The organism is Pseudoalteromonas sp. SR41-7, from assembly GCF_014163935.1.
Lineage (GTDB): Bacteria > Pseudomonadota > Gammaproteobacteria > Enterobacterales > Alteromonadaceae > Pseudoalteromonas > Pseudoalteromonas distincta.
In genome coordinates, this window is record NZ_JACJEF010000001.1 from 102,568 (window position 1) to 129,096 (window position 26,529).

Annotated in this window: 26 protein-coding genes; 3 read left to right on the forward strand and 23 right to left on the reverse strand. The window is 39.4% G+C overall.

Going from position 1 to position 26,529, the window contains the following annotated elements:
• Positions 1–65 precede the first annotated feature (65 nt).
• From flhB to H5092_RS00590, 17 genes are all read right to left on the reverse strand, one after another.
• Positions 66–1,196: a flagellar biosynthesis protein FlhB gene (flhB, locus tag H5092_RS00510; RefSeq protein ID WP_024596365.1), complete on the reverse strand. Its 1,131-nt coding sequence runs from the start codon at positions 1,194–1,196 to the stop codon at positions 66–68.
• Between the two features lie 9 nt (positions 1,197–1,205).
• The gene (gene fliR, locus H5092_RS00515; RefSeq protein WP_024596364.1) at positions 1,206–1,985 is read right to left on the reverse strand and encodes a flagellar biosynthetic protein FliR; all 780 of its coding nucleotides are present in this window, start codon (positions 1,983–1,985) and stop codon (positions 1,206–1,208) included.
• 2 nt (positions 1,986–1,987) lie between these two features.
• Complete coding sequence (fliQ, locus tag H5092_RS00520; protein ID WP_002959325.1) at positions 1,988–2,257, reverse strand: flagellar biosynthesis protein FliQ; 270 nt, start codon at positions 2,255–2,257, stop codon at positions 1,988–1,990.
• Positions 2,258–2,297: 40 nt separating this feature from the next.
• Entirely contained in the window at positions 2,298–3,038 is a 741-nt protein-coding gene (gene fliP / locus H5092_RS00525; protein WP_002959327.1) for a flagellar type III secretion system pore protein FliP, read from the reverse strand.
• A 4-nt stretch (positions 3,039–3,042) separates the two neighbouring features.
• Positions 3,043–3,426, reverse strand: coding sequence for a flagellar biosynthetic protein FliO (fliO, locus tag H5092_RS00530; protein ID WP_002959331.1), 384 nt, complete (start codon positions 3,424–3,426; stop codon positions 3,043–3,045).
• Positions 3,423–3,821: a flagellar motor switch protein FliN gene (gene fliN, locus H5092_RS00535; protein WP_002959332.1), complete on the reverse strand. Its 399-nt coding sequence runs from the start codon at positions 3,819–3,821 to the stop codon at positions 3,423–3,425. Before fliN ends, fliO begins: the two co-directional genes overlap by 4 nt.
• Before the next feature lie 20 nt (positions 3,822–3,841).
• Positions 3,842–4,933 (reverse strand): flagellar motor switch protein FliM, encoded by a 1,092-nt coding sequence (gene fliM, locus H5092_RS00540; RefSeq protein WP_002959334.1) that lies wholly within the window; start codon positions 4,931–4,933, stop codon positions 3,842–3,844.
• A gap of 9 nt (positions 4,934–4,942) precedes the next feature.
• A complete protein-coding gene (fliL, locus tag H5092_RS00545; protein WP_002959335.1) occupies positions 4,943–5,473 on the reverse strand; it encodes a flagellar basal body-associated protein FliL in 531 nt (176 codons plus the stop codon).
• 57 nt (positions 5,474–5,530) lie between these two features.
• On the reverse strand, positions 5,531–7,552 hold the full coding sequence (locus H5092_RS00550; RefSeq protein WP_182732712.1) for a flagellar hook-length control protein FliK: 2,022 nt from the start codon (positions 7,550–7,552) through the stop codon (positions 5,531–5,533).
• 89 nt (positions 7,553–7,641) lie between these two features.
• Positions 7,642–8,088: a flagellar export protein FliJ gene (gene fliJ / locus H5092_RS00555; protein WP_182732713.1), complete on the reverse strand. Its 447-nt coding sequence runs from the start codon at positions 8,086–8,088 to the stop codon at positions 7,642–7,644.
• A complete protein-coding gene (fliI, locus tag H5092_RS00560; protein ID WP_002959338.1) occupies positions 8,088–9,422 on the reverse strand; it encodes a flagellar protein export ATPase FliI in 1,335 nt (444 codons plus the stop codon). The genes fliJ and fliI overlap by 1 nt, the downstream gene beginning before the upstream one ends.
• Positions 9,423–9,440: 18 nt before the next feature.
• Positions 9,441–10,247, reverse strand: coding sequence for a flagellar assembly protein FliH (gene fliH, locus H5092_RS00565; protein ID WP_182732714.1), 807 nt, complete (start codon positions 10,245–10,247; stop codon positions 9,441–9,443).
• A gap of 3 nt (positions 10,248–10,250) precedes the next feature.
• Positions 10,251–11,291 (reverse strand): flagellar motor switch protein FliG, encoded by a 1,041-nt coding sequence (gene fliG, locus H5092_RS00570; RefSeq protein ID WP_007581881.1) that lies wholly within the window; start codon positions 11,289–11,291, stop codon positions 10,251–10,253.
• The gene (gene fliF, locus H5092_RS00575; RefSeq protein ID WP_039484629.1) at positions 11,284–12,999 is read right to left on the reverse strand and encodes a flagellar basal-body MS-ring/collar protein FliF; all 1,716 of its coding nucleotides are present in this window, start codon (positions 12,997–12,999) and stop codon (positions 11,284–11,286) included. Before fliF ends, fliG begins: the two co-directional genes overlap by 8 nt.
• A 20-nt stretch (positions 13,000–13,019) precedes the next feature.
• Positions 13,020–13,352, reverse strand: a complete 333-nt coding sequence (gene fliE / locus H5092_RS00580; RefSeq protein WP_039484631.1) for a flagellar hook-basal body complex protein FliE — start codon at positions 13,350–13,352, stop codon at positions 13,020–13,022.
• A gap of 156 nt (positions 13,353–13,508) precedes the next feature.
• Complete coding sequence (locus H5092_RS00585) at positions 13,509–14,975, reverse strand: sigma-54 dependent transcriptional regulator (protein ID WP_182732715.1); 1,467 nt, start codon at positions 14,973–14,975, stop codon at positions 13,509–13,511.
• On the reverse strand, positions 14,972–16,084 hold the full coding sequence (locus H5092_RS00590) for a PAS domain-containing sensor histidine kinase (RefSeq protein WP_024608170.1): 1,113 nt from the start codon (positions 16,082–16,084) through the stop codon (positions 14,972–14,974). The genes H5092_RS00585 and H5092_RS00590 overlap by 4 nt, the downstream gene beginning before the upstream one ends.
• A 132-nt stretch (positions 16,085–16,216) precedes the next feature.
• On the opposite strand from H5092_RS00590, the gene H5092_RS00595 reads away from it, so the two are divergent.
• Positions 16,217–16,810 (forward strand): DNA-3-methyladenine glycosylase I, encoded by a 594-nt coding sequence (locus H5092_RS00595; protein WP_182732716.1) that lies wholly within the window; start codon positions 16,217–16,219, stop codon positions 16,808–16,810.
• A 339-nt stretch (positions 16,811–17,149) separates the two neighbouring features.
• On the opposite strand, the gene H5092_RS00600 is transcribed toward H5092_RS00595, so the two are convergent.
• Entirely contained in the window at positions 17,150–18,586 is a 1,437-nt protein-coding gene (locus H5092_RS00600) for a sigma-54-dependent Fis family transcriptional regulator (RefSeq protein ID WP_182682706.1), read from the reverse strand.
• A 421-nt stretch (positions 18,587–19,007) separates the two neighbouring features.
• Between H5092_RS00600 and fliS the strand changes: the two genes are divergently transcribed.
• A complete protein-coding gene (gene fliS, locus H5092_RS00605; protein WP_182712652.1) occupies positions 19,008–19,409 on the forward strand; it encodes a flagellar export chaperone FliS in 402 nt (133 codons plus the stop codon).
• Between the two features lie 8 nt (positions 19,410–19,417).
• Complete coding sequence (locus H5092_RS00610) at positions 19,418–19,732, forward strand: hypothetical protein (protein ID WP_182716012.1); 315 nt, start codon at positions 19,418–19,420, stop codon at positions 19,730–19,732.
• 96 nt (positions 19,733–19,828) lie between these two features.
• Here H5092_RS00610 and fliD read toward each other — a convergent pair whose 3' ends face one another.
• From fliD to H5092_RS00635, 5 genes are all read right to left on the reverse strand, one after another.
• A complete protein-coding gene (fliD, locus tag H5092_RS00615) occupies positions 19,829–21,229 on the reverse strand; it encodes a flagellar filament capping protein FliD (protein WP_182721216.1) in 1,401 nt (466 codons plus the stop codon).
• Positions 21,230–21,290: 61 nt separating this feature from the next.
• Complete coding sequence (locus tag H5092_RS00620) at positions 21,291–21,716, reverse strand: flagellar protein FlaG (protein WP_182712649.1); 426 nt, start codon at positions 21,714–21,716, stop codon at positions 21,291–21,293.
• Positions 21,717–21,871: 155 nt separating this feature from the next.
• The gene (locus tag H5092_RS20795; RefSeq protein WP_182712670.1) at positions 21,872–23,356 is read right to left on the reverse strand and encodes a flagellin; all 1,485 of its coding nucleotides are present in this window, start codon (positions 23,354–23,356) and stop codon (positions 21,872–21,874) included.
• Between the two features lie 133 nt (positions 23,357–23,489).
• A complete protein-coding gene (locus H5092_RS00630; protein ID WP_182732717.1) occupies positions 23,490–24,926 on the reverse strand; it encodes a tetratricopeptide repeat protein in 1,437 nt (478 codons plus the stop codon).
• A gap of 67 nt (positions 24,927–24,993) precedes the next feature.
• A complete protein-coding gene (locus H5092_RS00635) occupies positions 24,994–26,481 on the reverse strand; it encodes a flagellin (protein WP_182712647.1) in 1,488 nt (495 codons plus the stop codon).
• Between the last annotated feature and the right edge of the window lie 48 nt (positions 26,482–26,529).

Sequence of the window (26,529 nt, forward strand, 5' to 3'; positions counted from 1 at the left end):
CAATTTCAAAAAATTGACACTACGTAGAATTTGCAATAACTATTCCAAGTTACTCAGTTAACGGTTTAATACTTGTAGGCATCGGGGATTGGCAGCTTTTTATTGAGCTTAGTTGGACGTTTACCGCGCCCTTTATTAAAGCGCTTAAGCTGAAATACATACGCTAAAACTTGCGCTACTGCGGTAAATAGCTGATCGGGTATTTGCTCTCCTACTTCAGCCGTATGATAAAGCGCTCGGGTCAACATGGGGGATTCTAATATAGGTACTTCATTCCCTATTGCTACTTTTCGAATTTGCATCGCCATTTCATCAATGCCTTTAGCAAGCACTATAGGCGCACCTGCGCGCTCCGTGTCGTATTTTAATGCTACAGAGTAGTGAGTTGGGTTGGTAACAATAACATCAGCGTCAGGAACATCTTGCATCATGCGGTTTTGCGACATTTGCCTTTGTGTTTGCCTAATGCGCGCTTTTATTTGTGGGTCACCTTCAGAGTTTTTATACTCATCTTTAATTTCTTGCATTGTCATTTTAAGTTGTTTGTTATGGTTGTAACTTTGAAATGGTGCATCAATGGCGGCAATAACAATTAAAGTGCACGAAAGGCCTAAAAACATCCACCCTAAAATCTCTAAGGCATGAATAATATTACCCGGCGCACTTTCTAAACTTAAATGCAGTATTTCATCAAAATAAGTATTAATTAAAAACACTGCAAAACTTGCTACTAAACCAAATTTTAAAAGTGACTTTACAAGCTCAATAGCCGCTTGTGGGCCAAACATCCGCTTAAAGCCCTTCATTGGCGACATTTTACTTGCTTTAGGTGCAGCAGCTTCCCAGCTAAAGTTAAAACCACCGAGTAACGTATTACCAATAAATGCGGCCAAAACAATAATTAACACAAACATAGCCATAGGAAACATCAACGCGTCTGCAACCTCTCCCCACACGGCAAACATTTTAGTGGTATCAAAGGCTTCGTTGCGGTTTAAGCTAAGGGTTCGGCCCATTACATTGTATAAACCTTTACCAATTTCAGGACCATACATCAAAAGCGATATAGCCGAAAAAATAAGCACAAACATGGTACCTAACTCTTTTGAGCGTGCTATTTGGCCTTTCTTTTTAGATTCTTCAAGCTTTTTGGATGTCGGTTCTTCTGTTTTTTCTTGTCCTGAGTCTTCAGACATGACTTTCTCCTAAGGTGAGCAACCAACTAAAGTACACATTAGCTCAACCATTTTTAACCATTGAAACTCAAACTGAGTAACAAAGTTACCTAGTGTTGCCCAAATAATAATAAGTCCCGCTACCAAGGTAAACGGAAAACCAATAGAGAAAATATTTAATTGCGGCGCTGCACGCGTCATAATCCCAAACGACATATTAATAACGAGCATTGCGGTAAGCGGTGCAAGTGAGAGTACCAGTGCTGTAGTAAACATCCAGCCGCCCCAAGTCACTATGTCCCAGTAATGATCTACAGACCACCATGTGCCATCAATGGGTAGCACTTGAAAGCTATGCACCACCATTTGAATCATCATTAAATGACCGTTAAAAGCAAAAAATAACAAGGTGGCCAAAATAAGGAAAAACTGGCCAACCGCTGGGACGCTTGCGCCATTAGAGGGGTCAATAACCGAAGCAAAACCTAAACCGGTTTGCATCGCAAGTATTTGCCCTGCTAAAACAAAGGTATTTAATAAAAGTATAGATGCAAAACCAATAGCAACACCAATCAGCATTTGTTGAATAACGACTAAAATCATCTCAAACGAAAATAAATTAGTGAATGTAGCTGGCGGCAGAACAGGAACAACAAGAAAAGTTACAACAACTGATAAACCCATTTTTATACGCGTAGGGACATTTTTAGCCCCTAAACCAGCCATAATCATAATCATTGAGCTAATGCGTACCAGGGGCAGCAAAAAATCGCTCAACCATTGAATAACGACAGCAAAGGGGTATTCCACGTTTAACCTGCAATTTCAGGAATAAGTAATACTAGGCGAGTAAAAAAATCCATCAGTTCTTGAGTAAGCCAGTGCCCACCTACAATTAGCGCACTAATGGTAATTAATAAACGAGGTAAAAAGCTCAACGTTTGTTCATTGATTGATGTTGCCGCCTGAAACACAGCAACCACTAAACCAATAATTAGGCCTGGGACAACGATTGCAGACACCAATTTAATAACTAAAAACAGCGCGTCACTTAGAATATCAACAAAAATTTCCGGTTCCATGTTGTACTCCTATTGTTGGGTCATGTTAATGCTTTGCATACTAAGTCCCTAAACCAAAGCTTTTAGCTAGAGTCCCCATCACTAAGCTCCAACCATCAACAAGTACAAACAGCATAATTTTAAACGGTAAGGACACTATCATGGGGGAAAGCATCATCATACCCATCGCCATTAATACCGAAGCGACCACTAAATCAACAATTAAAAATGGGATAAAAAACATAAACCCAATTATAAATGCCGTTTGCAGTTCGCTGGTTACAAAGGCCGGTATTAACACTATTAATGGCGTATCTTGTGGCGAATTTAGCTGATCGTAACCAGCAATTTTAGCGAACGTTTCTAAATCTTTTAAACGCACCTGTGAAAGCATAAATGCTTTCATTGGCTCTTTAGCAAGCTCTAAAGCCTCTACTGATGTAACCTGCTCATTTAAGTAAGGCTCTATAGCTCGCTCGTTTACCTGCTGATAAATAGGCGCCATTATAAAAATACTTAAAAAAAGTGACATACCTAATAACACTTGGTTTGACGGTGTTTGCTGTAAGCCAATTGCTTGGCGCAAAATGGCGAGTACAACAATAATTCGTGTAAAAGAGGTCATCATAATTATGGCGGCCGGTATAAAACTCAGCGCCGTCATAATTGCTAAAACTTGTAACGTTACTGAGTAATCTTGTGTGCCATCAGCGTTTGTTGTAATGGTAAGGGCATCAATTCCTTCTGCACTTACATTTGGTACAAACACCATGGCAAAAATAATAAGCAGCCACTTTGTCATAGGTTTAATTCTTTTTATTTTGGTTTGATTGCGGGTTTAAAAGTTTACCAAATCGTTTAGCGAGTTCAGGCAGTTCTTTTTCACTTAATGGGGTTTCTAACTTGTGTAAATAATTAATACTGTGGGGAGTTACACCAAGTAAATGCTGAGCATTATCTATCTCAACAACCATTAAACGCTCGCGAGAACCTAAAGGTAGACTTCTAACTACTTTAAACTCATCACTATTTGCTAAATTAGGGTTAAGCTTTTTAACAAAAAATGCCAGTACAATAATCAGTACTAGCACCATTACAAGCGACAGCACCATAGAGAGTATATCCCCAGTGGGTGTTGCCACATCTGCTTTTGAAAAAACGGTAGTCGTTAAAGCAACTAATAAGCTCATCGTAATTTTTTGATCCGCTCTACTTGGCTTATCACGTCAGTTAAGCGAATACCAAATTTGTCGTTTACTACAACTACTTCGCCATGAGCGATTAAAGTACCATTAACTAGCACGTCTAGCGGCTCACCCGCAACACGGTCAAGCTCAACAACAGAGCCTTGATTAAGTTGCAGTAAGTTACGAATGTTGATTTTAGAGCGCCCTACTTCCATTGAAATAGTAACGGGGATATCTAAAATAGTGTCGAGTTTTCGTTTTTCATCACCACTCATTTCATGTTTTGAATCACTTAACTCATCAAGCTCTGCAACATGTGCTTCGCCACTATCATCTGGGCCTTCGGCTTCTGCTAATGCTGCTGCCCATTCATCCATTGTGTCTTGATCATCGCTCATACTTTTAACCTTTTAATCAATTACCAGTCTAAGTCTACACCGTCAGAGAGGTGTAAATCATCTTCTAGTTCTGCTAATTCTGCATCTGAGTCAATTTTCTTGCCGCCTTTGGTAAACACATGCAGCTCAGATTTAACTGAATCAGGTCGTTTAATTTTTTCACTAATTTGAAGCGCAACATTATCGCGAGAGCGACCCATCTTGGCTCTAAATGTAGGGAGTTCCTCAACAAATACGGTTATATGCTCAGGCATTTCAACCGGAATAATATCACCTGCTTTTAATTCCATAATTTGCTTTAAGGTCAAATCAACTTCAAGTAACTGAGTCGACATATCAACCTCAACATCCATTATTTCATCGCGAAGTGCTTTGCTCCAACGTAAGTCGGTATCCTCTGTATCAGATTGAACACCCGCATCTAAAAGCTCTCGGATTGGCTCAAGCATCGAATACGGAAGTGCAATATGAAAATCGCCGCCACCGCCATCAAGCTCAATATGAAAAGAGCTAATAACCACAACCTCTGTTGGACTTACAATATTCGCCATAGCTGGGTTTACTTCTGAATCGAGATATTCAAACGATACATCCATAACCGGTGCCCATGCTTCTTTATAATCTTCAAAGATTATTTTAAGGAGCATTTGTACAATCCGGCGCTCTGTTGGGGTAAATTCTCGGCCCTCTATCTTTGCATGATAACGCCCGTCACCACCAAAAAAGTTATCTACCAAAATAAACACAAGTCGTGCTTCCATGGTAATCAGGCCAGTGCCTTTTAAAGGCCTAAAACGGACCATATTTAAACTGGTTGGAACAAATAAAGTATGAATATATTCGCCAAACTTAATCATTTGCACGCCGTTAATAGACACCTCTGCGGTGCGACGCATCATATTAAATAGGCTAATTCGCATATGACGAGCAAAGCGTTCGTTAACAATTTCCAGCGTCGGCATACGACCACGTACGATCCGATCTTGCGAAGAAAAATCGTACTGAAGCGTACTTCCCCCGCCATCTTCACCTTCGTGTATATCTTCCTCTTCAACGTCATCAACGCCATGTAATAGCGCATCAATTTCGTCTTGGGATAATAAATCGCTCACGCTAACCCCTTATTGCATCACAAAGCCGGTAAACAATACCCGCTCAATTACTTTACTGCCTTCAACATCCATTAAGGCTTTTTGTACCTTTTCAAGTGCAGAAAAACGAAGTGTTTCTTTACCAGAGCTCGTACTTAATTCATCAGCTGTTGTAGTAGAAAACACGCTTAATAGCGTCCCTTCTATTAGTGGAATATGTTTTTTGGCTGTTTCTTCATTTACTTCGCCACGTACTAATAATTGTACTTTAATTTGTACAATTCTATCGCGACTTGAGCCAGGCACGTTAAATACAAATGGGCGTGGCATAGCAACATATAAAGCACTACCAACTTCTGCTGATGAACCAGAAGCTGCAGGAGCAGCATCAGTCGACATCGCAGTCTCTTCATCTAAGGTTTCAACTGGCGCATCCGAACCTGACATAAAAAAGTAACCCGCAGCACCACCTGCAATAAGTAGTACAGCTACTATGATTATTATTAGTTTCTTTTTACTTTTACCGGTTTCTTCGATTTCTAAACTTGCTTCTTCAGCCATCATGATTCCTTTAATCGCAAAGGTACTTGCTTGTTTTAACTATTATAATAGCAGTACTTAGGCATAGTAATCTATTGATGATGAAGTTTGTTGTCGAGAACTTTGTGCAGTGTTATTTGCTTGCTCGTCATTTTCATCATTAACTGACTTATTATTAGCCAAATTACCTTGGGCTCCACTCTCACTTTGCTCAGCTGTTTCACCACCTGATTGCCCATAAGAAATAGTGCTTTCACCAAGCTCTAACCCTTGTTGCGCTAACATTTCACGTAAGCGCGGCATTGATTGTTCAAGCGCTTCTTTGGCTTGCTGGTTTTGTACAACAAAGTTTATATGTGCTTGTTCTGCATCGCTACGAATACGTATTTGCATGCTGCCCATTTCTGGAGGATCGAGGCGAATTTCTGCTTCTTTATTATTAATGCTCAACATTGAGCTAACGCGCTCTTGCAGTAATTTAGCTGCATCACTTTTAACAATATTAATTGCCTGCATTACACCTGGATCAATACTTACTTGCTTAACTTGTGATGTACTTTGTAATTGTTGAGTTTGAATTATTTGGGTATCAAGTAAGCTCTGCTCGTAACTTAATGAGTCGTATTGGCTTAATGTGCTCGTTTGCTGAGTATTTAAAGCGGCTGTAATTTGCGTAAATACTTGTGCTACGCGTCCAGGAGTTTGTTCTGCCGTTATTTTTCTAAGCCCATCTTTTTGTAACTCTTCAAATGATTTTAATAAATCATCACGCTTAGCTGAGGTTGCTACGGCTTTATTAATATCCGCGCCTTCGTTTGTAGATGCCTTTAAGCTTAACTTTTGTGGATCATATACTGTATTAGGAGTCTCTGAGGCCACAAACGTTTTTGAGTCTGATTTAGCGGTATCAGCAAGCCCAATTTCAATAGAAGCTTTTAACTCATTAACTGTTTGCTTAAGCACTGACAACTGATCGCCTTTAGGCTGCTCTGTTTTAATATATGCGTTTAATTGCGTTAATAAACTTTGTTTTTCAGTTGTATTAAGTGAATTTATTTCTGCGCTAAAAGAGTGTTTTGTTACCGTGCTTTGCGCTTTTTCGTTATCAGTAATAAATTGTGCAAGCATTTGCTTAAGATTTGAAGTGTTACTAGTTGCGCTATTTGTTGAATCAGCGTTCTCTAATACCTTAACTTGCGCGTTAAGTTGTGAGCGCTGCTCAGACGTTAAACTAGCAATAACGCTATTAGCTTTAATTAAGCTCGCATCTTTAGTCATTAACGTATCTATTGCTGCATTATTATCACCTTCAGTTGTGGCTAAAGGAGACTGAGTAACGCTCGCTTTGTCGGCGGGTGTTGGCAAAACTGTATTATTTTTATCAGCAGACTTATTTTGTCCTAGCTGCTCTTTAGAACTCATTAATGCAAATTCAGGTTTTTCTACTGTAGAGCCAGGGCTGTCATCTGGCTTTTTATTTATAGAATTTAATGACCCTTCAATAGCATCAGCAACACCACTTTTCCGATGCTTGCCTTCATTTAATGGTAAAGAGCTCAAAGGTAGTGAGCTTAAGTTATCGCTTTTTGAATCAATTAATTTAGCCGTTTTAGAGTCTACATTAGTGGCAATTGGATTTTGCACTACACTCGCTGTATTCGCTTCTTCAGTCGTTACTTCATCACTTGTATTAGCAGATAAAATTACTGTGATGGTTTCTAACTCTGCATTTTCTGATTCTATACTTTTAGTTGCATCGAACGGCTTATTAATCGAGGTGCTCATTGCTTGTGCTGAATTAATTTGATCAAGCATCTCAACAGATACAAAAGTAACTTCGTCTGTTGTTATTTCATCTAGCTTTACGCTCAGATTTTCATTTTCTTCTGGCTGTTTATGCTTCGGTATGGCAATCGAGTTTTCGGCATCGGGATTTTTATTGCCCTTAAGCAAAGGCCCCATAGCGTTATGCGCTTCGTTTAGCTGGCTTAAAAATTCCTCGCCTAAATTTCCTTCGCCATTAGCTAAGCTATTGTCTTTAAAAGCTAACAGTGAATCTTTTTCAGAAGAAACTAAAAACGAAATGTTATTCATCGCCATAAATCACCTAATACCATTACGGCAATATGCCACCGCATACCGCCAAAAGTTAAATACCACTAAGTAACAAAGCAATTAACGTGCCTGAATTACAAAGCTTTCCGACGTTGAAAAAATTGATTAGCTGAAAACTCATCTAACATTTTTTGCTCGTTTTTAGCCATTAACGCATTTGCTTTGAGTTTTTGATTCTCGATTAATTTGGCAACTGCTTTAGCTTTAATTTGCTGCTTAAGCCATAGCGTTTTACGTTGAGCAACAACTTGCTTAGCGGTATTTACTGTACTTGCTTGTTGGCGAATTGCCTCTTCAATTTTAGCTATAAAAGCATGGTACTGACCAAACCCTGCACTAGATAAACCCGACTTACCTTTTAGGTGTAACTGTTGAGAATATTCAAGTCTAAAGTTATTTAAGCCTTGCAGCTTTTGTTGATTTGCTTGCAAATTTTGATTGGCTTGTAAGTAACTCATGCGCAAATTTTCTTCTTTATCATTTTCAATTTTGAGCAATAAATCGAGTTTATTTTTAGCCATTATGCTTGTCCTAGTAACTGAGCAAGACCTTGCAGACCATCATCGTAACTAATGACATCTCGCATACCTTGTTGTAAAAATGCATTTACTCTTGGCATCATATTTATGGCTTGGTCGAGCATTTGATCGGTCCCTTTTTGATAAGCACCTAAAGTAATCATATCTTTGTTTTGTTGATACATTGAATAAACTTGCTTAAGTACACGGGCTTGTTGCATGTGTGGTTCAGAAACGACTTGAGGCATAACACGCGAAATCGATTTTTCTATATCTATAGCGGGATAGTGCCCGCTGTCGGCTAAATCACGCGATAATACAATGTGGCCATCTAAAATAGCTCGCGCTGCATCAGCAATAGGGTCTTGCATATCATCGCCTTCACTCAACACCGTAAAAAAGGCGGTAATTGAACCTTGCCCTTCACCGCCATTACCAGCACGTTCCACCAGCGCAGGTAATTTAGCAAACACCGAAGGCGGATAACCCTTTGTAGCAGGCGGCTCGCCTACAGCAAGTGCAATTTCACGTTGCGCCATTGCATAACGCGTTACCGAATCGAGTAACAATAATACGTTTAAACCCTGATCTCTAAAATACTCTGCAATAGTTACGGCGCTCTCACAGCCTTTTAAACGCATAAGCGGTGATGAATCAGCGGGCGCTGCGACAACAACTGAACGTTTGCGCCCCTCTACACCGAGTATTTCTTCAATAAATTCTTTTACTTCGCGACCACGCTCCCCCACTAAACCAACAACAATGACATCGGCTTCGCTACCTCGGGTCATCATACCGAGAAGTACTGATTTACCCACACCAGAGCCTGCAAACAAGCCCATGCGCTGGCCTTGCCCTACTGTAATAACCGAGTTAATAGCGCGTACACCTACATCCATAGGCTTAGTGATTGGTCTTCTTGAAAGCGGGTTTATAGTATTTTGTGCAAACTTTAAATGATGCTCAGCATTAATTTTACCAAGGCCATCTAGCGGTCGCCCTAAGCCATCAACCACGCGCCCTAGTAAACTCATCCCTACAGGTAAACCTAAGTTATTAACTTGAGGAATTACACGCGCACCAGGAAGTACACCAGAGATATGATCATTAGGCATTAAGTACAAAGTTTGATCGTTAAAACCGACTATTTCGGCGTCTACAAAGCCGTTCATAGTTTCTATTTTACATTGGCTACCAACGGGAGCACGTAAACCTCTAGCCTCAAGGGTAAGGCCAACAACACGCGTTAAAATACCTGCCACAGCAGGCGCTGGGGTTTTTATATGTTGTTGATATTGAGATAAGCGTTCGCTTAAAGGTGCACGTTGAGTTGACATAACACGCCAATAAAATAGTTAGATACCACTATTATGCAAAAAACTATCCAACGTTTCTTTGACACGTGTTTTAAGGGTCATATCGAGTGATGATTGCGCTGTTTTAACTTCACAGCCACCGCGCTCAAGAGTGGGCTCTGCCATTAATTGCCAGTTATTATCAATAATGGTTTGTTCACCGTAACTCTCTTTTATGAGCTCTAAATCTTCGGGGTTTAAATGAATTCGTACTTTTTCTTGCTCGGCATTAAGAGAATCTATACTTTGCTTTAACGTATGTAAAATCACATCTGGCGATGTTTTTACTTCTTGATAAATAACAGCTTCCGCTAACATACTAGCAAGTTGTACTAATTGCTTTTCAGCTTGTTCATCGACTTTATCTAGCGGTGCAGTAAGTCCCTCTAAAATAGTTTTTAAACTTGTTAACTGCTCTTCAATTAATGGTTTTACGTCATCAAGGCCTTTGGTTTTACCTTGCTCTAAGCCTTCTTTGTAGCCAGCCTCTTTGCCTTCGCCAACGCCTTTTTCAAAACCGTCTATGTAGCCTTGCTCATGACCTTGCTTGAGGCCTTCTTCGTAGGCGTCTTGCCTAATGCGTTCAAGCTCAACCATAGTAAGCGCAGGCAATTCTGGTTCTTGTGGCTCATCAATTGGCATTTCTTCAGCTAATTCTTTTTTATACAGATCACTAAGCGGTGTACCGTAAGCTGTAGAGCGATTGCCAAAGCTGCTCTCATCTAGTGCTACATCTGGAATAGCCCAGTTTTTTAATAATTCATCTGCTTCATCAGCCCGAAGTGTGCGCCCTTTGAGTTTGCTCATGGTTTACAAGAACTCCTCGCCACCGCCGCCGCCCAGCTGAATTTCACCTGAGTCAGATAAACGACGCGCTGTTGATAAAATCTCTTTTTGCGCCGCTTCTACTTCACTTATACGAACAGGTGCCATAGCTTCTAAATCATCAGCAAGCATTTCGGCTGCACGCTTAGACATATTGCCCAGTATCTTATCTTTAAGGGCATCGTCGGTGCCTTTAATTGCTTTCATTAATACGTCTTGTTGTACTTCTCGCAGGATTGCTTGAATACCACGGTCTTCAACATCCATTAAGTTTTCAAACACAAACATTAAGTCTTGAATTTGCTGCGACATCTCTTCGTCATGCTCACGAATAGAGTCCATTAACTGCCCTTCTACATTGGTATCTAGGTAGTTCATTATATCTGCAGCTGCTTTTAAGCCACCCATTTTAGCGGCTTGTGCACCTGCTTGGCCGGCAAATTGTTTTTCCATAATTTCGTTTAGCTCTTGCAGTGCTGCTGGCTGAACTTCTTCAAGGTTTGCAATACGCATTGTTAAATCTAAACGCACTTTTTCAGGGAACTGAGCAATAATCTCAGCTGACTGTTCTGGCTCTAAATACGATAATACAATGGTTTGAATTTGCGGATGCTCATTACGAATAATGTTTGCTACCTGCTTAGAGTCCATCCATTTTAATGAATCCAAGCCTTTAGCACCTGAGCCCATAACAATTTGGTCAATAAGGCTAGCGGCTTTGTCTTCACCAAGTGCTGCTGTAAGCGCTTTTTTAATAAAGTCTTCTGACTGAAAACCAATGGTACTAAAGCTTTGAATTTGTTCTATAAACAAGTTGTGTACAGCGCTAATTTTAGCTTGAGATAAATCCTGTAGCCCAGCCATCGCCATACCCACTTTTTGCACCTGTTTAGGTTCTAAGTGTTTAAGAATTTGCGCAGCATCTTCTTCTGATAAACTCAAAAGTAATATAGCGGCTTTATCTACCCCATCTAGCTTATCAACATCAAAGGCTGGCGGGAGTTGTTTTTGTTCTTGATCAGTCATCTTCTGTTAACCACGCTTTCACTACTTGTGATGATAGTTCTGGTTCGTTAGCTACAAGGGCACGAATTGCTTTGAGTAAATCTTCGTCGCCATGTAAATCCGGTAACTGCAGTGTACCATCACTTGAGAAACCAACCGAAGCAGAATCAAAGTCTTTATTTAGCATATCAAGTGTATTGTCGCCAATATCTACGCCTGAACTTAATGCATCTTCGTCGTATTCTTCTAGTGTATCGTCTGGGTAAATTAAGCGCTTAAGCATTGGTTTTACTACTGCCATTATCAATACAATGATAACTAAGGCGCCTAGTACAAGGCGGGCTATTTTCATAAACCAGTCTTGTTCCCACAGTGGCACTTCTATTGCTAAATTTGTTGCTTCACGTACAAACGGCACTGTTACTACTTCAAGTGCATCACCACGTTGCATATCAAAACCTACACCACCTTGTAATAAGCGACGAATATTTGACAATGCCTCTACCGAGCGCGGGGCCATAGTTGTTTCGCCGTTTTCTCCCACTTTAGGGACATAGTCAACAGCAACTGACACACTTATTCTGCGTATTACACCACTTTGCTGGCGCTTGTGAGAAATAGTTGTATCGAGTTCATAATTACGTGTTGCTTCTTTGTGGCTACGTGTTGGTGACGTAGCTGTGCCTGCGCCGCCTTGTCCTGCAACTTCAGGGATGTTTGAGTTTAGCGGTGGTTGATTTGTAAGCGCACCAGGAATACCAACAGCTAAACCACCAATGTTATTTTCTTCAAATGTGGTTTCGCTTCTAACCGCTGGTAGGTCTGGGTTATAACGCTTTTGAGTTTCCTCAACTGAGCTAAAGTCCATGCTCAAATCAACTTGAGCTGTATAGTTTGCAAGCCCAACAACCGGTATTAAAATACTGTCTATTTTTTCAAGATACTCTTGTTCGCGCTTACGTTCTAAATCGTATTCTTTACGAGAGCGTGCTGCTAATGAGCTTTGCGAACCTGAATTTAATAATCGACCATTTTGGTCAGTAACCGTAACACGTGCAGGCTCTAAGCCTTGTACTGCTGAAGCAATCATATCAACAACAGAGTCTACTTCTTCACGGTCAAGTGAGCGGCCACGCTTAAGTGTTAATACAACAGTAGCGGATGGTTTTTTCTCTCTGCGGGCAAATACGTTTTCTTTAGGGATGGCTAACAATACTTTGGCGCGAGTAATGTTATTTAGCTCTTCAATGGTGCGTGCTAATTGCTGTTCACGACCATGTTTTAAACGTTCACGCTCCAAGCGTTGGCTTACACCAAAGCCCATATCTTGCATAATTATGTCGGAGCCAGATGCAGGGCCTTGCTCTAACCCTTCGCGGGTCATTAGCAATTTAATGTTTTGGTATTCGCTTTCATCAACCGATACAACATTGCCATCTAGTTGGTATTCAATTTTTTGCGCATCTAAAAAGTCTAATGTTTGAATAAGCTCTTCTGTTTGCATTTTGCCTAACGGACGCATATCTGGCTGACGAGCCCAAATAATAATAAAAATCGCGATAGCTAAACAAATAGCCAATGCTATAACCAATGTTACTTGGCGCAATACATCAACACCATTTAAAGCACTTAAGTAGCCTGACTTTTGTTCTTGTTGATCATCACCACCACTTTGGTCAATACCGCCACCAGCAAGTGCTAGGTCTGTAGATTGGTTAGATTGCGCCACAATAATTCTCCACTACCTAATTAAACGGGCATGTTCATGATTTCTTTATAAGCTTCAACAAGTTTATTACGAACCTGTACTGTAGCCTCAAAAGCAACTGACGATTTTTGAGAAGCAATCATCGCCTCAGCAAGAGATACACTTCGATCCCCCATCTCAACTGCTGTTACTTTTTGCGCGGCATCTTGTTGTAACCCGTGCACTGAATTTATTGCATCACTTAGCATGTCGCCAAATTGTGCTGTAGAAGTAGACTGCACCTGAGTTGGCAGTTTATTAGTTTGATTATTACGGCCGGCTTCTAAAGCCATTGATTGCATTTCTTGAAATACAGCACTGTTTTGAATTTTCATAATTTATCTCTGACACGCAGTGAACTCTTATAAGTAATAAAGCACAAAGCATGCCAAATAATTAATCATTAAAATACAGTAGGTTAACTTTAATTTGTGTGAGTCAGAGTTTTGACAACCCTAAGCTCGCAGCGCAAACTTAGGGTTTATAGGAGGTTATGCAGGAAGTGAAATACCTAAATCGCGCATTTGCGCTAGTTTATAACGTAAAGTTCGTGGGCTTATACCCAACGTTTCAGCAACGTCTTTACGCTTACCTTGGCAACGTGCAAGGGTTTCTAAAATAATACGATGCTCTTTGTCTTTAAGCTCATCTTTATAGCTACCGGTATCTGCCGCTAGCAAACCTTGATTAGGCTCATCCTCAGCATGCGATTTTTCATCATAATATGCAGAGCTTAACGTGCTTTTATCAACACCTTTATCTGCATGAGCTAATTCTGTTGGCGATACGGTTTGCGCCGGTGCCAATGAAGGCTCCATAACAAAGTTATTAGATACTAAGTTTTCGATAAAAATAGCATGCTCGTTTATTGTGTTACCCGTGCGCAGTATAAGCGCACGCTGTATAACATTATCAAGCTCGCGTACATTACCAGGCCACGCGTGAGCCAGTAACTTTTGCTCAGCAGCTTTATCTAAATACGCCATAGGCTCTTTGCTTTTACTTATATGGCGCTCAATTAAATGCTTAGCCAATACAATAATATCGCCAGGGCGTTGGCACAATGGTCGCCACATAAGTGGAAAAACATTAAGCCTGTAATATAAATCTTCTCTAAACTGATTTTCAGACACAGCTTCTTTTAAATCACGATTACTGGTTGCCAAAATACGTACATCGAGCTGAATTGTTTTACGCCCCCCTAAACGCTCTACTTCACGTTCTTGCAGTACGCGTAAAAGTTTAGCTTGTAGCCCTAAGTCCATTTCAGTAATTTCATCAAGTAAAATAGTGCCGCCTTGTGCTTGCTCAAACTTACCCGGACATGCTTGAATCGCGCCCGTAAAAGCCCCTTTTTCGTAACCAAATAACGTGGCTTCGAGCATATTTTCAGGAATAGCCGCGCAGTTAATCGCTACAAATGGCTCATTACATCGGCTCGACTTATCATGAATATAACGCGCAAGTACTTCCTTACCTGAACCACTTGGACCAAGTACCATTACACTTGCATCAGAGCGTGCTACTTTACTTGCAAGCTCCAATAATTGAATACTAGTTGGGTCAGCAACAATGGGGCCGTCGGTTTCTTTTTCTTTTTCAGGCAAATAACGGCTCACCATATTTAACAGCACTTCAGGTGCAAATGGTTTTGCCATGTAGTCAATTGCACCTAGGCGCATGGCCTCTACCGCATCGTCAATTGTGGCATACGCCGTCATCATCAATACAGGTAAATCAGGATGGTTTAATTTAATACTGCGTAGTAAATCAAGCCCACTCATTGCGCCCATTTGCACGTCGCTTACAACAAGCGAAAATTGATCTTTTTTAAGTAGTAACATTGCTTGCTCAGCACTGCTCGCTGCAACACATTCAATACCCGACATTTCAAGGGTATCTATTAAGGCTTCACGAAGCCCTGCGTCATCTTCGACAACTAAAATAGTGTTACTCATAATGACCCCTCTAATTTAGATGTTGCCTTAATAGGCAGTAACAAGCTAAAGCAGGCACCACCATGCGTATTATTAGTCACATCAACACGGCCTTGGTGCGCACTAGCCACCGAACTCACTACAGCAAGCCCTAAACCTGTGCCCTGACTTTTTGTAGTAAAAAATGGTTCAAAAATTTTATCGCTTTGGCTTAAATCAACACCTGGGCCATTGTCGCTCACACTAATACGAACCATATCTAAATCTTTTAAATCTCTTTGTGCGCTAATTTTTACTTTTGCGCCGCTGCCAATAACTTGAATACTATTGTGCACAAGATTTTGAATAGCACTGGCCAATGCCGTTTTATTACCAACTATTTGTATATCGGGTTCTGGTAAGCTTACATCCAGTTCACTTTCATTAAGTGCGACCATCGCATCAGCACCCGCTTTAACTTCGGTTAAAAGCTGCTGCATTGAAACTTGCTCAACAACTTGCTGATCGCCACTTTTAGCAAATAACAGCATGTCGTTTACTTGAGTTTCTAAATCTTTTAAACGCGACATTAACTTTGTTTGAAAGTTATCGCGAGATGCTTCGGGTAAGCGCTTAGACCCTAAATTAGCTGCGTAAAGCATAGCGGCTGAAAGCGGCGTACGTACTTGATGCGCTAATGATGCAACCATTTTACCCAGCGCGCTTAATCGCTGCATATGTGCAACACGTTTTTGTAAGCGGCGAGTTTCGGTTAAATCCGTCATTAAAATAAGTTGCCCAGGCTCTGGTGCTAAAGCAGTAATATCAAGCTTTATTAGGCGTCCGTCTTTTAAAGACACTTCATGGCCATCATCTTGATGTGGCCTAAAAGAGCGCTGAATAACATTAAACCAGCGTTCGCCTTCAAGTGGCTCGCCAAGCATATCAATCGCTATTTGATTCGCTTTTGCAATCAACCCTTTGCCATCAAGTACAACCACGCCTGCAGGCATGGTATCAACCAAATGCGAAAGCCAACTTGCTTGCTTGCGCAGATCGCTTAATTCACCAATGTACTCCTCTTGAAGTAAACATGGGTTATACTGATTTGCAGAAAAAAACTGTGGTTTTAGCACGCTGGCAAGGGCCATAATCAAATCTCGAATTGATGTAGATATATGTCTAAATGCACGATTTATACCAAAATTTATTTGCATACATATCATTGAGTTACATCAATAATTTGAGCGACATAAAAATGACGCACACAAAAAGGAATAATAATGAGTGAGCAAAAAAAGTGCCGTTGCCCGTGGCTCGACACCACTAAACCCGACTACGTTATTTACCATGATGAAGAATGGGGCGTCCCTCTTTATGATGATACAAAGCTGTTTGAATTTATCACTCTTGAATCAGCGCAAGCCGGCTTAAGCTGGTACACAATTTTAAAAAAGCGCAGCGGTTATAAAAAAGCATTTGCTAATTTTGATGTAGATAAAGTGGCACAATTCACACAAGATGACATTGAGAGATTAATGCTTGATGAGGGTATTGTGCGCAATCGCTTAAAAATTGCGGCAACTGTTAACAACGCAAAGTTCTTTATAGAAATACAAAAAGAATTTGGAAGTTTTAGTAACTACCAATGGCAGTTTGTCGATAATAAACCGATTATAAGTAATTTAAATAACGCTGAGGACTACCCAGCAATTACAGAGGCATCAACTGCATTTGCTAAAGATTTAAAAAAACGGGGTTTTAAGTTTTTAGGCCCAACAACGGTATATGCGCATATGCAGGCCTGCGGTATGGTTAACGATCACAGTAATGATTGTTTTAGAAAAGAAGAAATTATTAAGACTTTTAGTGAGTAAGTGATTTCTAACCATAAAAGTGATGAGTTCACAAAGAGGTTAAGAGACGCTGCGCTATAGAGAAGTAACGCGTAAGTTGGCTATGGTTTCTCATTTATCCTCGTTTTTTCTCTTTGTGAAATAACGTTTTATTTAAATGATTAAAAGCTACGCTTTTCACGCGAGCAAGTCTAGCGTCTACAACAAAAGTAAAAACCGTGTAGGTGCGAATTTACTTCGCGCTCTTGCTAATATTTTTTAAGTAAAGTGCGGTATAAAACCGCACCTACAAAACGAGGGGTTCTTTATCTACTGTGTTTGGCCAATTTATAACTTAACACTGACAGCTGCTTTTAAACCTTAATCTCTTGAAAGATTATACTTTTTCATTTTCTCAACGAGTGTTGTTCTGCGAACCCCTAATATCTCTGCAGCGCGAGCTACAACGTAATCATAGCGCTCTAACGCTTGGGTAATTAAGCTTATTTCAAGTTCGGCTAAATAATCTTTAAGTTCAATACCATCATCAGGTAATAGCCCACTACCCGTTTGGCTAAACTCAGCGTCTGGCTCACTTTCGTAATCACTAAAGCCTGTGCTAAATATATCGTTAAAGGCGTCTTTTTCCATTAACTCTTCAGGGTATTCTGGCTCGTAGGCTTCAACTTCAATGTAACGATATTTGTTAGGTAAATCAGGAATATCGACCACTTTGTCAGGGAACATAATAACCATACGCTCCACCAAATTAGCAAGCTCACGAATATTACCAGGCCAAGCATGTTCTTTTAAGCTCTCAACTGCGCGCTCTGTAAACTTAGCGGTAGAACCAGTCTGGTCGTTAACACGGCGCATTAACTCTTTTAAAAGCAGCGGTATATCATCAGCACGTTCACTCAGCGATGGGTTTTCGATAGGGAATACATTTAAACGGTAATATAAATCTTCCCTAAAACTACCCTCTTCAATCATTGTTTCAAGATTACGATGCGTGGCCGCAATAACGCGTACATCAGCTTGGATTGCCTTTGTACCACCAACACGTTCGTAGCTGCGTTCTTGCAATACTCGCAGCAACTTAACTTGCATTTGCAGTGGCATATCGCCTATTTCATCTAAAAATAGCGTCCCGCCTTGAGCTAGTTCAAAGCGCCCTTTACGAGCCGATATAGCACCAGTAAACGCGCCTTTTTCGTGGCCAAAGAGTTCACTTTCGAGCAGCTCAGCCGGAATAGCACCACAGTTTACAGGTACAAACGGTCCATTAATACGCTTTGAAAGCAAGTGTACATTACGGGCAACCACTTCTTTACCTGTGCCTGATTCGCCTAAAATTAAAACATTAGCGTCGGTTTTTGCCACTTGTTCAATTAAAAAGCGAACATCTTTTACGGCTTCTGTTTCACCAACAAGTCCGTCAAAAGTTTTATGTGGTTTAGAATGCTTATGCTCATTTGGCAACATGCGCTGATACTGCTGGCAATCGTGAAGTAACTGAGTTGTTACTTCGTGATTAAACGGCTCGCAAATAAGCCCCACTACATTAGCTATACTTAATAGTGGTTTTAGCGTTTCGCCAATTAACAAAAAGGGTAATGTTGGATAGCGTTTAATTAAGCTTTCGTGGTCAAGTGATTGCAATGCTCCTAAAATGATCATGCATTCTTGCTGCTGATATTTTTTGCATTCTTGTTCAAAGCAGTCTTCGCTTAATAGTTGAACAGCTTCACCAATAAAGCCAAGTGAAGCATTTAATCCTATTGCGCGGTTGTTATTATTATCTAAAATCAAGATCATATTTAGCGAGCCGTACTTTCACTAATTTGTATAATTAGTTAAATTGTAAGCCAGTTCAGCATGGATGCAAGTGATAGCGGCAGTTTTTTGACATAAACGCCAAAAAACAGGCGGGCTAGTTAAGTCAATCATACTTAATAGTTAATCATTAAGTATGGGTTATAGTTTTAACTTAGCCATTACTTAACTATTACCTAACTATAACTTAGCCCTAAAAATTAATTTACTCTGCAATAAAAATGCTATTGTTAGTAAATAAACTCAATTATAAATTTAAGTTGAAGTTACAAATGCCGATACATAAATAAGTGAAAATGCTTGGCATTAATATTGCTTTGTTCTTATAAAAGTATAAAAGCTTAATTAATTTTTTATATTAGCTTTCACATAATTTTATCGTTTTAAATTTTAGGATTTTCCCATGGCTCATGTCTCAGTAAAAAAATACAGTCAAGTTCGTGCCAGTAGTATTGCCGAAATGGCCCCTTACGAACAAATAAACCTTATATTCAGTAATATCATCGGTCGCTTAGCAGCAACAAAAGGGTTTATTGAGCGCAAAGAAATACAAAAAAAAGGTGAAAATATTTCGGCCTGTGTTTTATTATTTGGTGCACTGCAAGACGCACTTAATTTAGAAGTAGAACAAGACCCTAGTATTTCTAACAATTTATTGGCACTGTACGACTACTGCCAACGCCGTTTAACGCAAGCGAACATAAACAACGATATTGAAGCAATTGTGGAAGTATCAAGTATTGTTAAAGAAATTAAAGAAGGCTGGGATAACATTCCACTAGATCAACGAAGCCCTGCGGTTTAATTTAAATTATGGACTCGCCAACATCTTCAGAGCAACTAACAAACTACTCTGAGCTCATACAAACGTTGCTTAGTAATATTGAAGTGTTAGTAAATGATAATAACGCAGACGAAGCTCGGCCTCTTTTAGACACTTTAAATGTTGAACTAAAGCAATGGTGCGAAAGCAGCGACGGCCCAAGCGCAAAGCAATTAGAATTAATTCAGCTTAGTATAAATACCATTTTAGTAAAAGCGAATAGTGCAAAAAACGAGTCATCTAAAGCTATTATTAAACATAAAAAATCAGGTAAGGCGATTAAAGCTTATAAAGCAAGTCGCTAAAATCTACTCAAATAGAAAACACAAAAAAACCGTTTTAAATAACGGTTTTTTTGTGCTTTCTTAATTTAGTTATTAATTTAATATCATACTTATCTACTAAGAGTTATCTCGTACTACGCCTGGCATATTCTCTAATTGAGCTTGAACATAACTGCTGGTGTTATTAAGGCTCGCCACTAATAAATCCATCGCATTATATTGAGCATATAAGCGAGACGATAGCGACTCCATTTTACTGGCAAGGTCCAAGCGCTGATCATCTAAATCGTCTAGCTGATTTGTTTTACTATCAATTCGGTTTTGGATAATGCCGTCAGAATCTGTATAAAAGCTCATTAGCTCATCAAAAGACTGTGCGAAGCCATCATCGTCATTACCTACAAAAAACTGCTGCACTAAATTTACATCTGCGTCTATTTGCTCATCGAGTGTTTCTGTATTTAGCGTTAAAACACCATAACGGTCTGTTTCTACACCTAGCCGCGAAAGTGATAACGAGTTACCGTCACCTAAATCAACTGATTCAGTTATTTCACTACGAAGCTTTGACATAACGCCTCGAAGTAGTGAATCTCCAGCCATGACTCCTGCACCCGCTTCACTTGAGGCACCTAGGTTATTGCTCAGCTCTAACAGCTCATTATAACTTTCAATAAAGCTATTTAAGCCTGCTCTAATATTATTATTATTTTCGGTAATTGATATGTCGCTTATGTCGTCATCGATATCGTGCGGTTTTTTAGCTGTTATTGTTATACCGTCAATCACTCCGGCAAATTCATTAGATGAACTACTTACAGTTAGCGAGCCATCAATGGTAATTGATGCATCAATTGCTGCAATTACTTCACTCGCATTTTGCACACCAGCAGTGTCAAATGCCAAACGGGAAAGACCATTTACATCAGTGTTATTACCATCGGTATCAGCAATCTCTATTTTAATTTCATTTTCTGCACCGCTATTTTTAGCGGACATAACCAAATGCTGGCCACTATCATCAGTAATGATAGTCGCATTAATACTGTCGTTATCGTTGCTATCGTTTATCGCATCACGAATTTCACTAAGTGTCGCAGTATCTGAGACTTCAATTTCAAAGCTATTATCACCAGAGGTTAGGGTCATTGTTCCCTCACCTACCGCCGTATCAGCATCGAATGCTTGCGACAATATTTTATGCTCCGTGGCTAAGTTGTTAACTTTTACATCATAACCACCTGGTTGAGCATCTTCGTCTGCACTTATAGATATAAAGTCATCAGTACCTGATGTACTACGTTGTTGGTATTTGTCGCTATCACCCAATGCTTCCATTGAGGTTTGCACTTTTTCAAGCGCTGACTTAAGTGCACCAACAGCAGAAATATCTGTCGTTAATTTACCTTCTGTAGTATTTAAGCGAGACTCAGCCGGTGCTTGTTCAGCATTGACAAGTGCATCAACAATATCTGATACCGCTAGCCCTGAACCTAAACCAGTAAACGAAATAGCCATACTTCACCTCTTTGAATACTTAAAAATATATTAACTTAATATTGGTAATTACAACTACCAACTAAACTGTTTGGTCAATTAAAATTCCTGCAGATTCAGACAGTTTAGACACTAAACTTAATACTTCCTCAGAAGGGTATTGCTTAATAACTTCGCCACTGTTTTTATCGAGCACTTTAATCACATCGCGGCCTGAATCTTCATCAACTTTAAATTGTAAGCTGCGGTTCATTTCACCCATAAAATCCTGCAATTGTTGCGCCATTTGTTCTAGCTGTTCGCGTTCTAACGGCTGAGCTTTTTCATCTTGATTATTATTGTTGTATTGATTTTGCTGTAATTTTTGTTGATTTTGTGCATCCGTCTGCTTTACATCATCAATTGCTCGCTCAGTTAAAGAGTGAGCAGCTTGTCCTATTTGCTTATCATCACCAGCAATGGGAGTCGGTAATGTTGTAATTTCTGCGTTTGAAGTAATTGTATTCATAACAGATTCCTATGTGTACTTAATTAAACCAACAATAGCTTAGTTTATATTCTTAAACCACAAAAGGAGGTAGCTAAAGCCACCTCCTTTTTTAGAATACTAATACTGACTTTATGTATTAGTTAGCTAACCATTAAGCTATTACTTTTGACTTATTAACCTAATAAGCTAAGTGCTGTTTGTGGCAACTGATTCGCTTGCGACAAGATTGATGTACCCGCTTGTTGCAAGATTTGGTTTTTCGTCATCTCTGCAGTTTCAGTTGCAAAGTCAGTATCTTGAATACGACTGCGTGATGCAGATACGTTTTCTGAGATATTAGAGAGGTTACTGATAGTAAAATCCAATCGATTTTGTACCGCACCTAAATCTGCTCGCTGACTATCGATTTGAGCAATCGCACCATCAATAACAGCCAACGCATTTTGAGAGCCTGAAGCTGTAGATAAATCAACATCACCAATAGTATCCAATGCAGAAACATTCGCTGCAGTATCTGCACCTAAAGTTACATCACCTGATGTTACAGAAAACGCTTGAGTAGATGATAATCGAATACTCCCAGCAACTGATGTAGAGTCCGCAGTACCGCCAGCAGTTAAGGTTATTGCTGTTGCACCAACTGTTCCATCATATTCTACACCTTTAGCTACTATTGTGCCTGCTCCTGTAGAATCAACGAAATCCTCAATATTAATATCATCACCAGACTCATCAGTTAATATTAGGTTACCAGTTTCTGCAACCTGAGCCGAAACCCCTGTTTCGCCAGCTCTTTCGTTAACAGCATCGGCAATTGCAGCCATATCTGTTGTTGATGTTGGATTAGCAGAAATAACGCTTCCGTTTAAGCTGAAAGATAACGCTCCTGAGTTACTTAACGCAGAAAGTTCAACTTGCGTACGAGCATCAGCTGTTATACCGGTATCTGCTTGATTAGCATTTATAGAATCGGCAATGGTAGAAGCGCTAGCTCCCGCAGCATTTGTAATAGGAGTATTAGCACCATCTTTACCTACTAACGTAAGACCACCATTAGTAACACCATTACCGTTTGTTGCTGCAGTTGCACCAGCAGTACCTGCTTCACCTAAGCCGGCAGCGGTACCAGCCAAATCGAATGACTGTACACCAATGTTACTCGCACTAATATTCTTTAAAGATACAGAAATTGTTTCGTTAGCATTAGCACCAACTTGGAATTGTTTTGTACCAAAGCTACCATCTAGCAATTGCTGCCCACCAAACGAAGTCGTATCTGAAATGCGTGTTAGTTCTGTTTGTAACGCTGAAACTTCTTTTTGTAATGCTTCACGGTCAGTAGCTGAGTTTGAACCATTAGATGATTGTAATGCAAGTTCACGCATACGTTGTAGTATGTTGGTAGACTCATTCATTGCACCTTCAGCCGTTTGCGCCATTGAGATACCGTCGTTAGCGTTACGTTGTGCAACCGCTAAACCATTTACCTGTGAAGTTAAACGGTTTGAAATTTGCAGACCTGCCGCATCATCTTTTGCGCTATTTATACGCATACCCGATGATAAACGCTCCATTGACGTTGCAAGGTCAGAACCTGAAGCTGAAAGGTTACGTTGAGCGTTTAGTGAAGATACGTTTGTATTTACTGAAATCATAATAAAACTCCTGATTACTTTCGTAATGTTGCTGTTTAAGTTTAACCAAGAGCTATCACAATTATATGTTCAAGCTCCTTACTGATTAGGTTAACGGCAGCAAAAAAAATAACTTTAATCTTTTTTGTATTTTTATTTATTTTTGTAATTCGAAAAGTTCAGAAACAGTATTCGGTTTAACATGATGAACATCTATATGATACTTAAGATTACTTACGCCATTGTCGTCAGTTAATTTGTACACATCTAAAAAAGGCATGGAATTAGTTTTACAAAGTTTTTTAAGTTTAGAGTTAAAGTAGGCAATTAAAAGCTTAAATTCATTTTTTTTGTTAACATCAAGACTCAATATAGCTTGGGGGTGCGGGGAAGGAACACCATATATAATAAAAGTATGCCTATTTTTATTTTCTTCTTTTAGCATATTAAAATATTTTTCTAGCATGGAATCAACCACTAACAAAGGATCTTTACCATGCTTTAAACTGTAATTAAATATGCCTTCGTTAACCCTGCAATCAATTTCACCAAAACCTAGAATAATAGTACTACTTTTAGGCAGACCGCTAAAAACAACTTTTAGGCTGGATTTGTACTGGTTGTAATCACCTATCAGGTGAAATATTTTTGTACCAGTAATAAAAAGAGACTTTACTGTATTTTTCTTATTTTGATATTTTACTGTCATTCCATTAGGTGCAAAACCATTACTTTCAGATATAAAGTAAATGCTGGGTTGTATTTCTGCTGTATAGCTAAACTGATTCGATTGACGATATATAAATAGTTGCTTGAGGTAGTGGTGGAAAATACGATGATTTTTTAAGTTTAAATTTTTAGACTCAATAGTATGTATTTTTTCACTTAACAATATAGCCTGCATTCCTTCAATATCATTATCGAAAAGCCAAAATAAAATAGCTTTACCTATTAATAACTCACATAATTGAAAGTCATCAAGCCGGTGGCTCATTAAGCCAATATCAGCAAACTCAAGAGCATCTTCATATTGATGTAGAAACATAAAGTTACTGAATATCTGAAAGTAAACTTCTGATTGCTTTGAATCCATTTCTAAAATTTTTAATTGCAGGTTAAGTGCGTCATGGAAACGTCCTTGCTCTGTAAGGAAAATACTAAAGTCTAGTAAATACTTAGCTTCAATTGGATTACTTTGAATAGCTTTTTGGAAGTTTTTCTCGGCATCAATGTGTTTACTCAACCTTTTTTGAGTATTTGCTAGGTTAATTAAAGCTTCACAGTAATTTTTTTTAATCTGCAGTGCTTTATGGTAGCTATTTTCTGCTGATTTGAATTCTTTTTTATCAACAAAAACATTACCTAGGTTATTAAAAAGCGAAGCTCTGTAGGGAGTTTTTTTTATTAACCGATTAAAAATATTTATAGACTCATCTAACTCGCCGAGCTGATGCTGCATGAGAGCTTTTAAATGAAGCGCGTCAAAAAGATTCGAATTTTTTTTTAATATCTGCTCTAATAATACAGATAGTAGGTCAAATTCCCTTTGTTTGTATAGCTCACTAGCTCTGCTAATTTTTTCCTTAATTCCCATAATTTATCCCCATAAAAAAAGGCTATGATATTAGCCTTTTTTAAATATTTAAAAAACAAGATTAAACTTAACCGCCAAGAAGGCTAATAGCCGCCTGAGGTATTTGATTAGCTTGAGAAAGAATTGAAGTCCCTGCTTGTTGCAATATTTGGTTTTTAGTCATATGCGCTGTCTCTGTCGCAAAGTCTGTATCTTGAATACGACTTCGTGATGCAGAAACATTTTCAGATATATTTGCTAGGTTACTAATTGTATGGCCAAAACGATTTTGCACAGCACCCAAATCAGCTCTTTGACTATCAATCTGAGCAATTGCACCATCAATTATAGATAGCGCATTTTGTGAACCTGATTGGGTTTGAATATCTATAGATCCAACAGTATCTAATTCAGATACATTAGCGGCGGTATCTGCACCTAATGTTACATCCCCAGCAGTAACAGAAAAAGCCTGAGTAGAGGATAGTCTAATGGTACCGGCAACTGAAGTAGAGTCATTACCACCACCAGTTAAAGTTATTGCTGTTGCACCAATTGTTCCATCATATTCGACACCTTTAGCTACAATAGTTCCTGTTCCTGTGGAATCTAAAAAGTCTTCAATCTTTATATTCTCACCAGATTCATCCGTTAGAATTAAATTCCCTGTCTCAGCAACGGCTGCAGAAACACCTGTTTCACCGGCTCGAGCGTTTACTGCATTAGCTATAGCAGTCATATCTGTTGTTGATGTTGGGTTTGCTGAAATAACATTACCATTTATTTTAAACGATAAGGCTCCTGCATTGCTCAACCCTGAAAGTTCAACTTGAGTTCTCGCATCTGCGGTAATACCAGTAGATTCTTGATTAGCATTTATAGAATCGGCAATAGTATTTGCACTTGCACCGGCTGCATTTGTAACAGGTGTGTTTGCACCATCCTTACCAACTAAAGTAAGACCACCGGCTGTAACACCATTAGCCGTTACTGAGCTTGCATCAGCTGCCGCAACTCCAGCTTCACCTAAGCCAGCAGCAGTCCCAGCTAAATCAAATGACTGAATACCAATATCACTTGCCGCAACACTATTTAATGACAAAGAAATAGTTTCATTTGCATTAGCCCCTACTTGAAACTGCTTAGTGCCAAAGTCACCATTAAGCAGCTGTTGCCCACCAAAAGAGGTAGTATCTGATATTCGAGTTAATTCGGTCTGTAATGCCGAAACCTCTTTTTGTAATGCCTCTCGATCAGAAGCGGAGTTTGAACCATTCGCTGATTGAAGAGCTAACTCTCGCATACGTTGGAGAATATTAGTAGATTCATTCATAGCACCTTCAGCAGTTTGTGCCATTGAAATACCATCGTTAGCATTACGCTGCGCAACCGCTAGACCGTTAATCTGAGTAGTCAACCGGTTTGAAATTTGTAGGCCGGCGGCATCATCTTTTGCGCTATTAATACGCATACCTGATGACAAACGCTCCATCGAAGTTGCTAAGCCTTCGCCAGATTTAGTTAAGTTACGTTGTGCGTTTAGTGACGACACATTAGTATTTACTGTTAATGCCATTTTACCATCTCCTAGGTTTAAACAGAGTGTGGTTCAACACGATTTAAC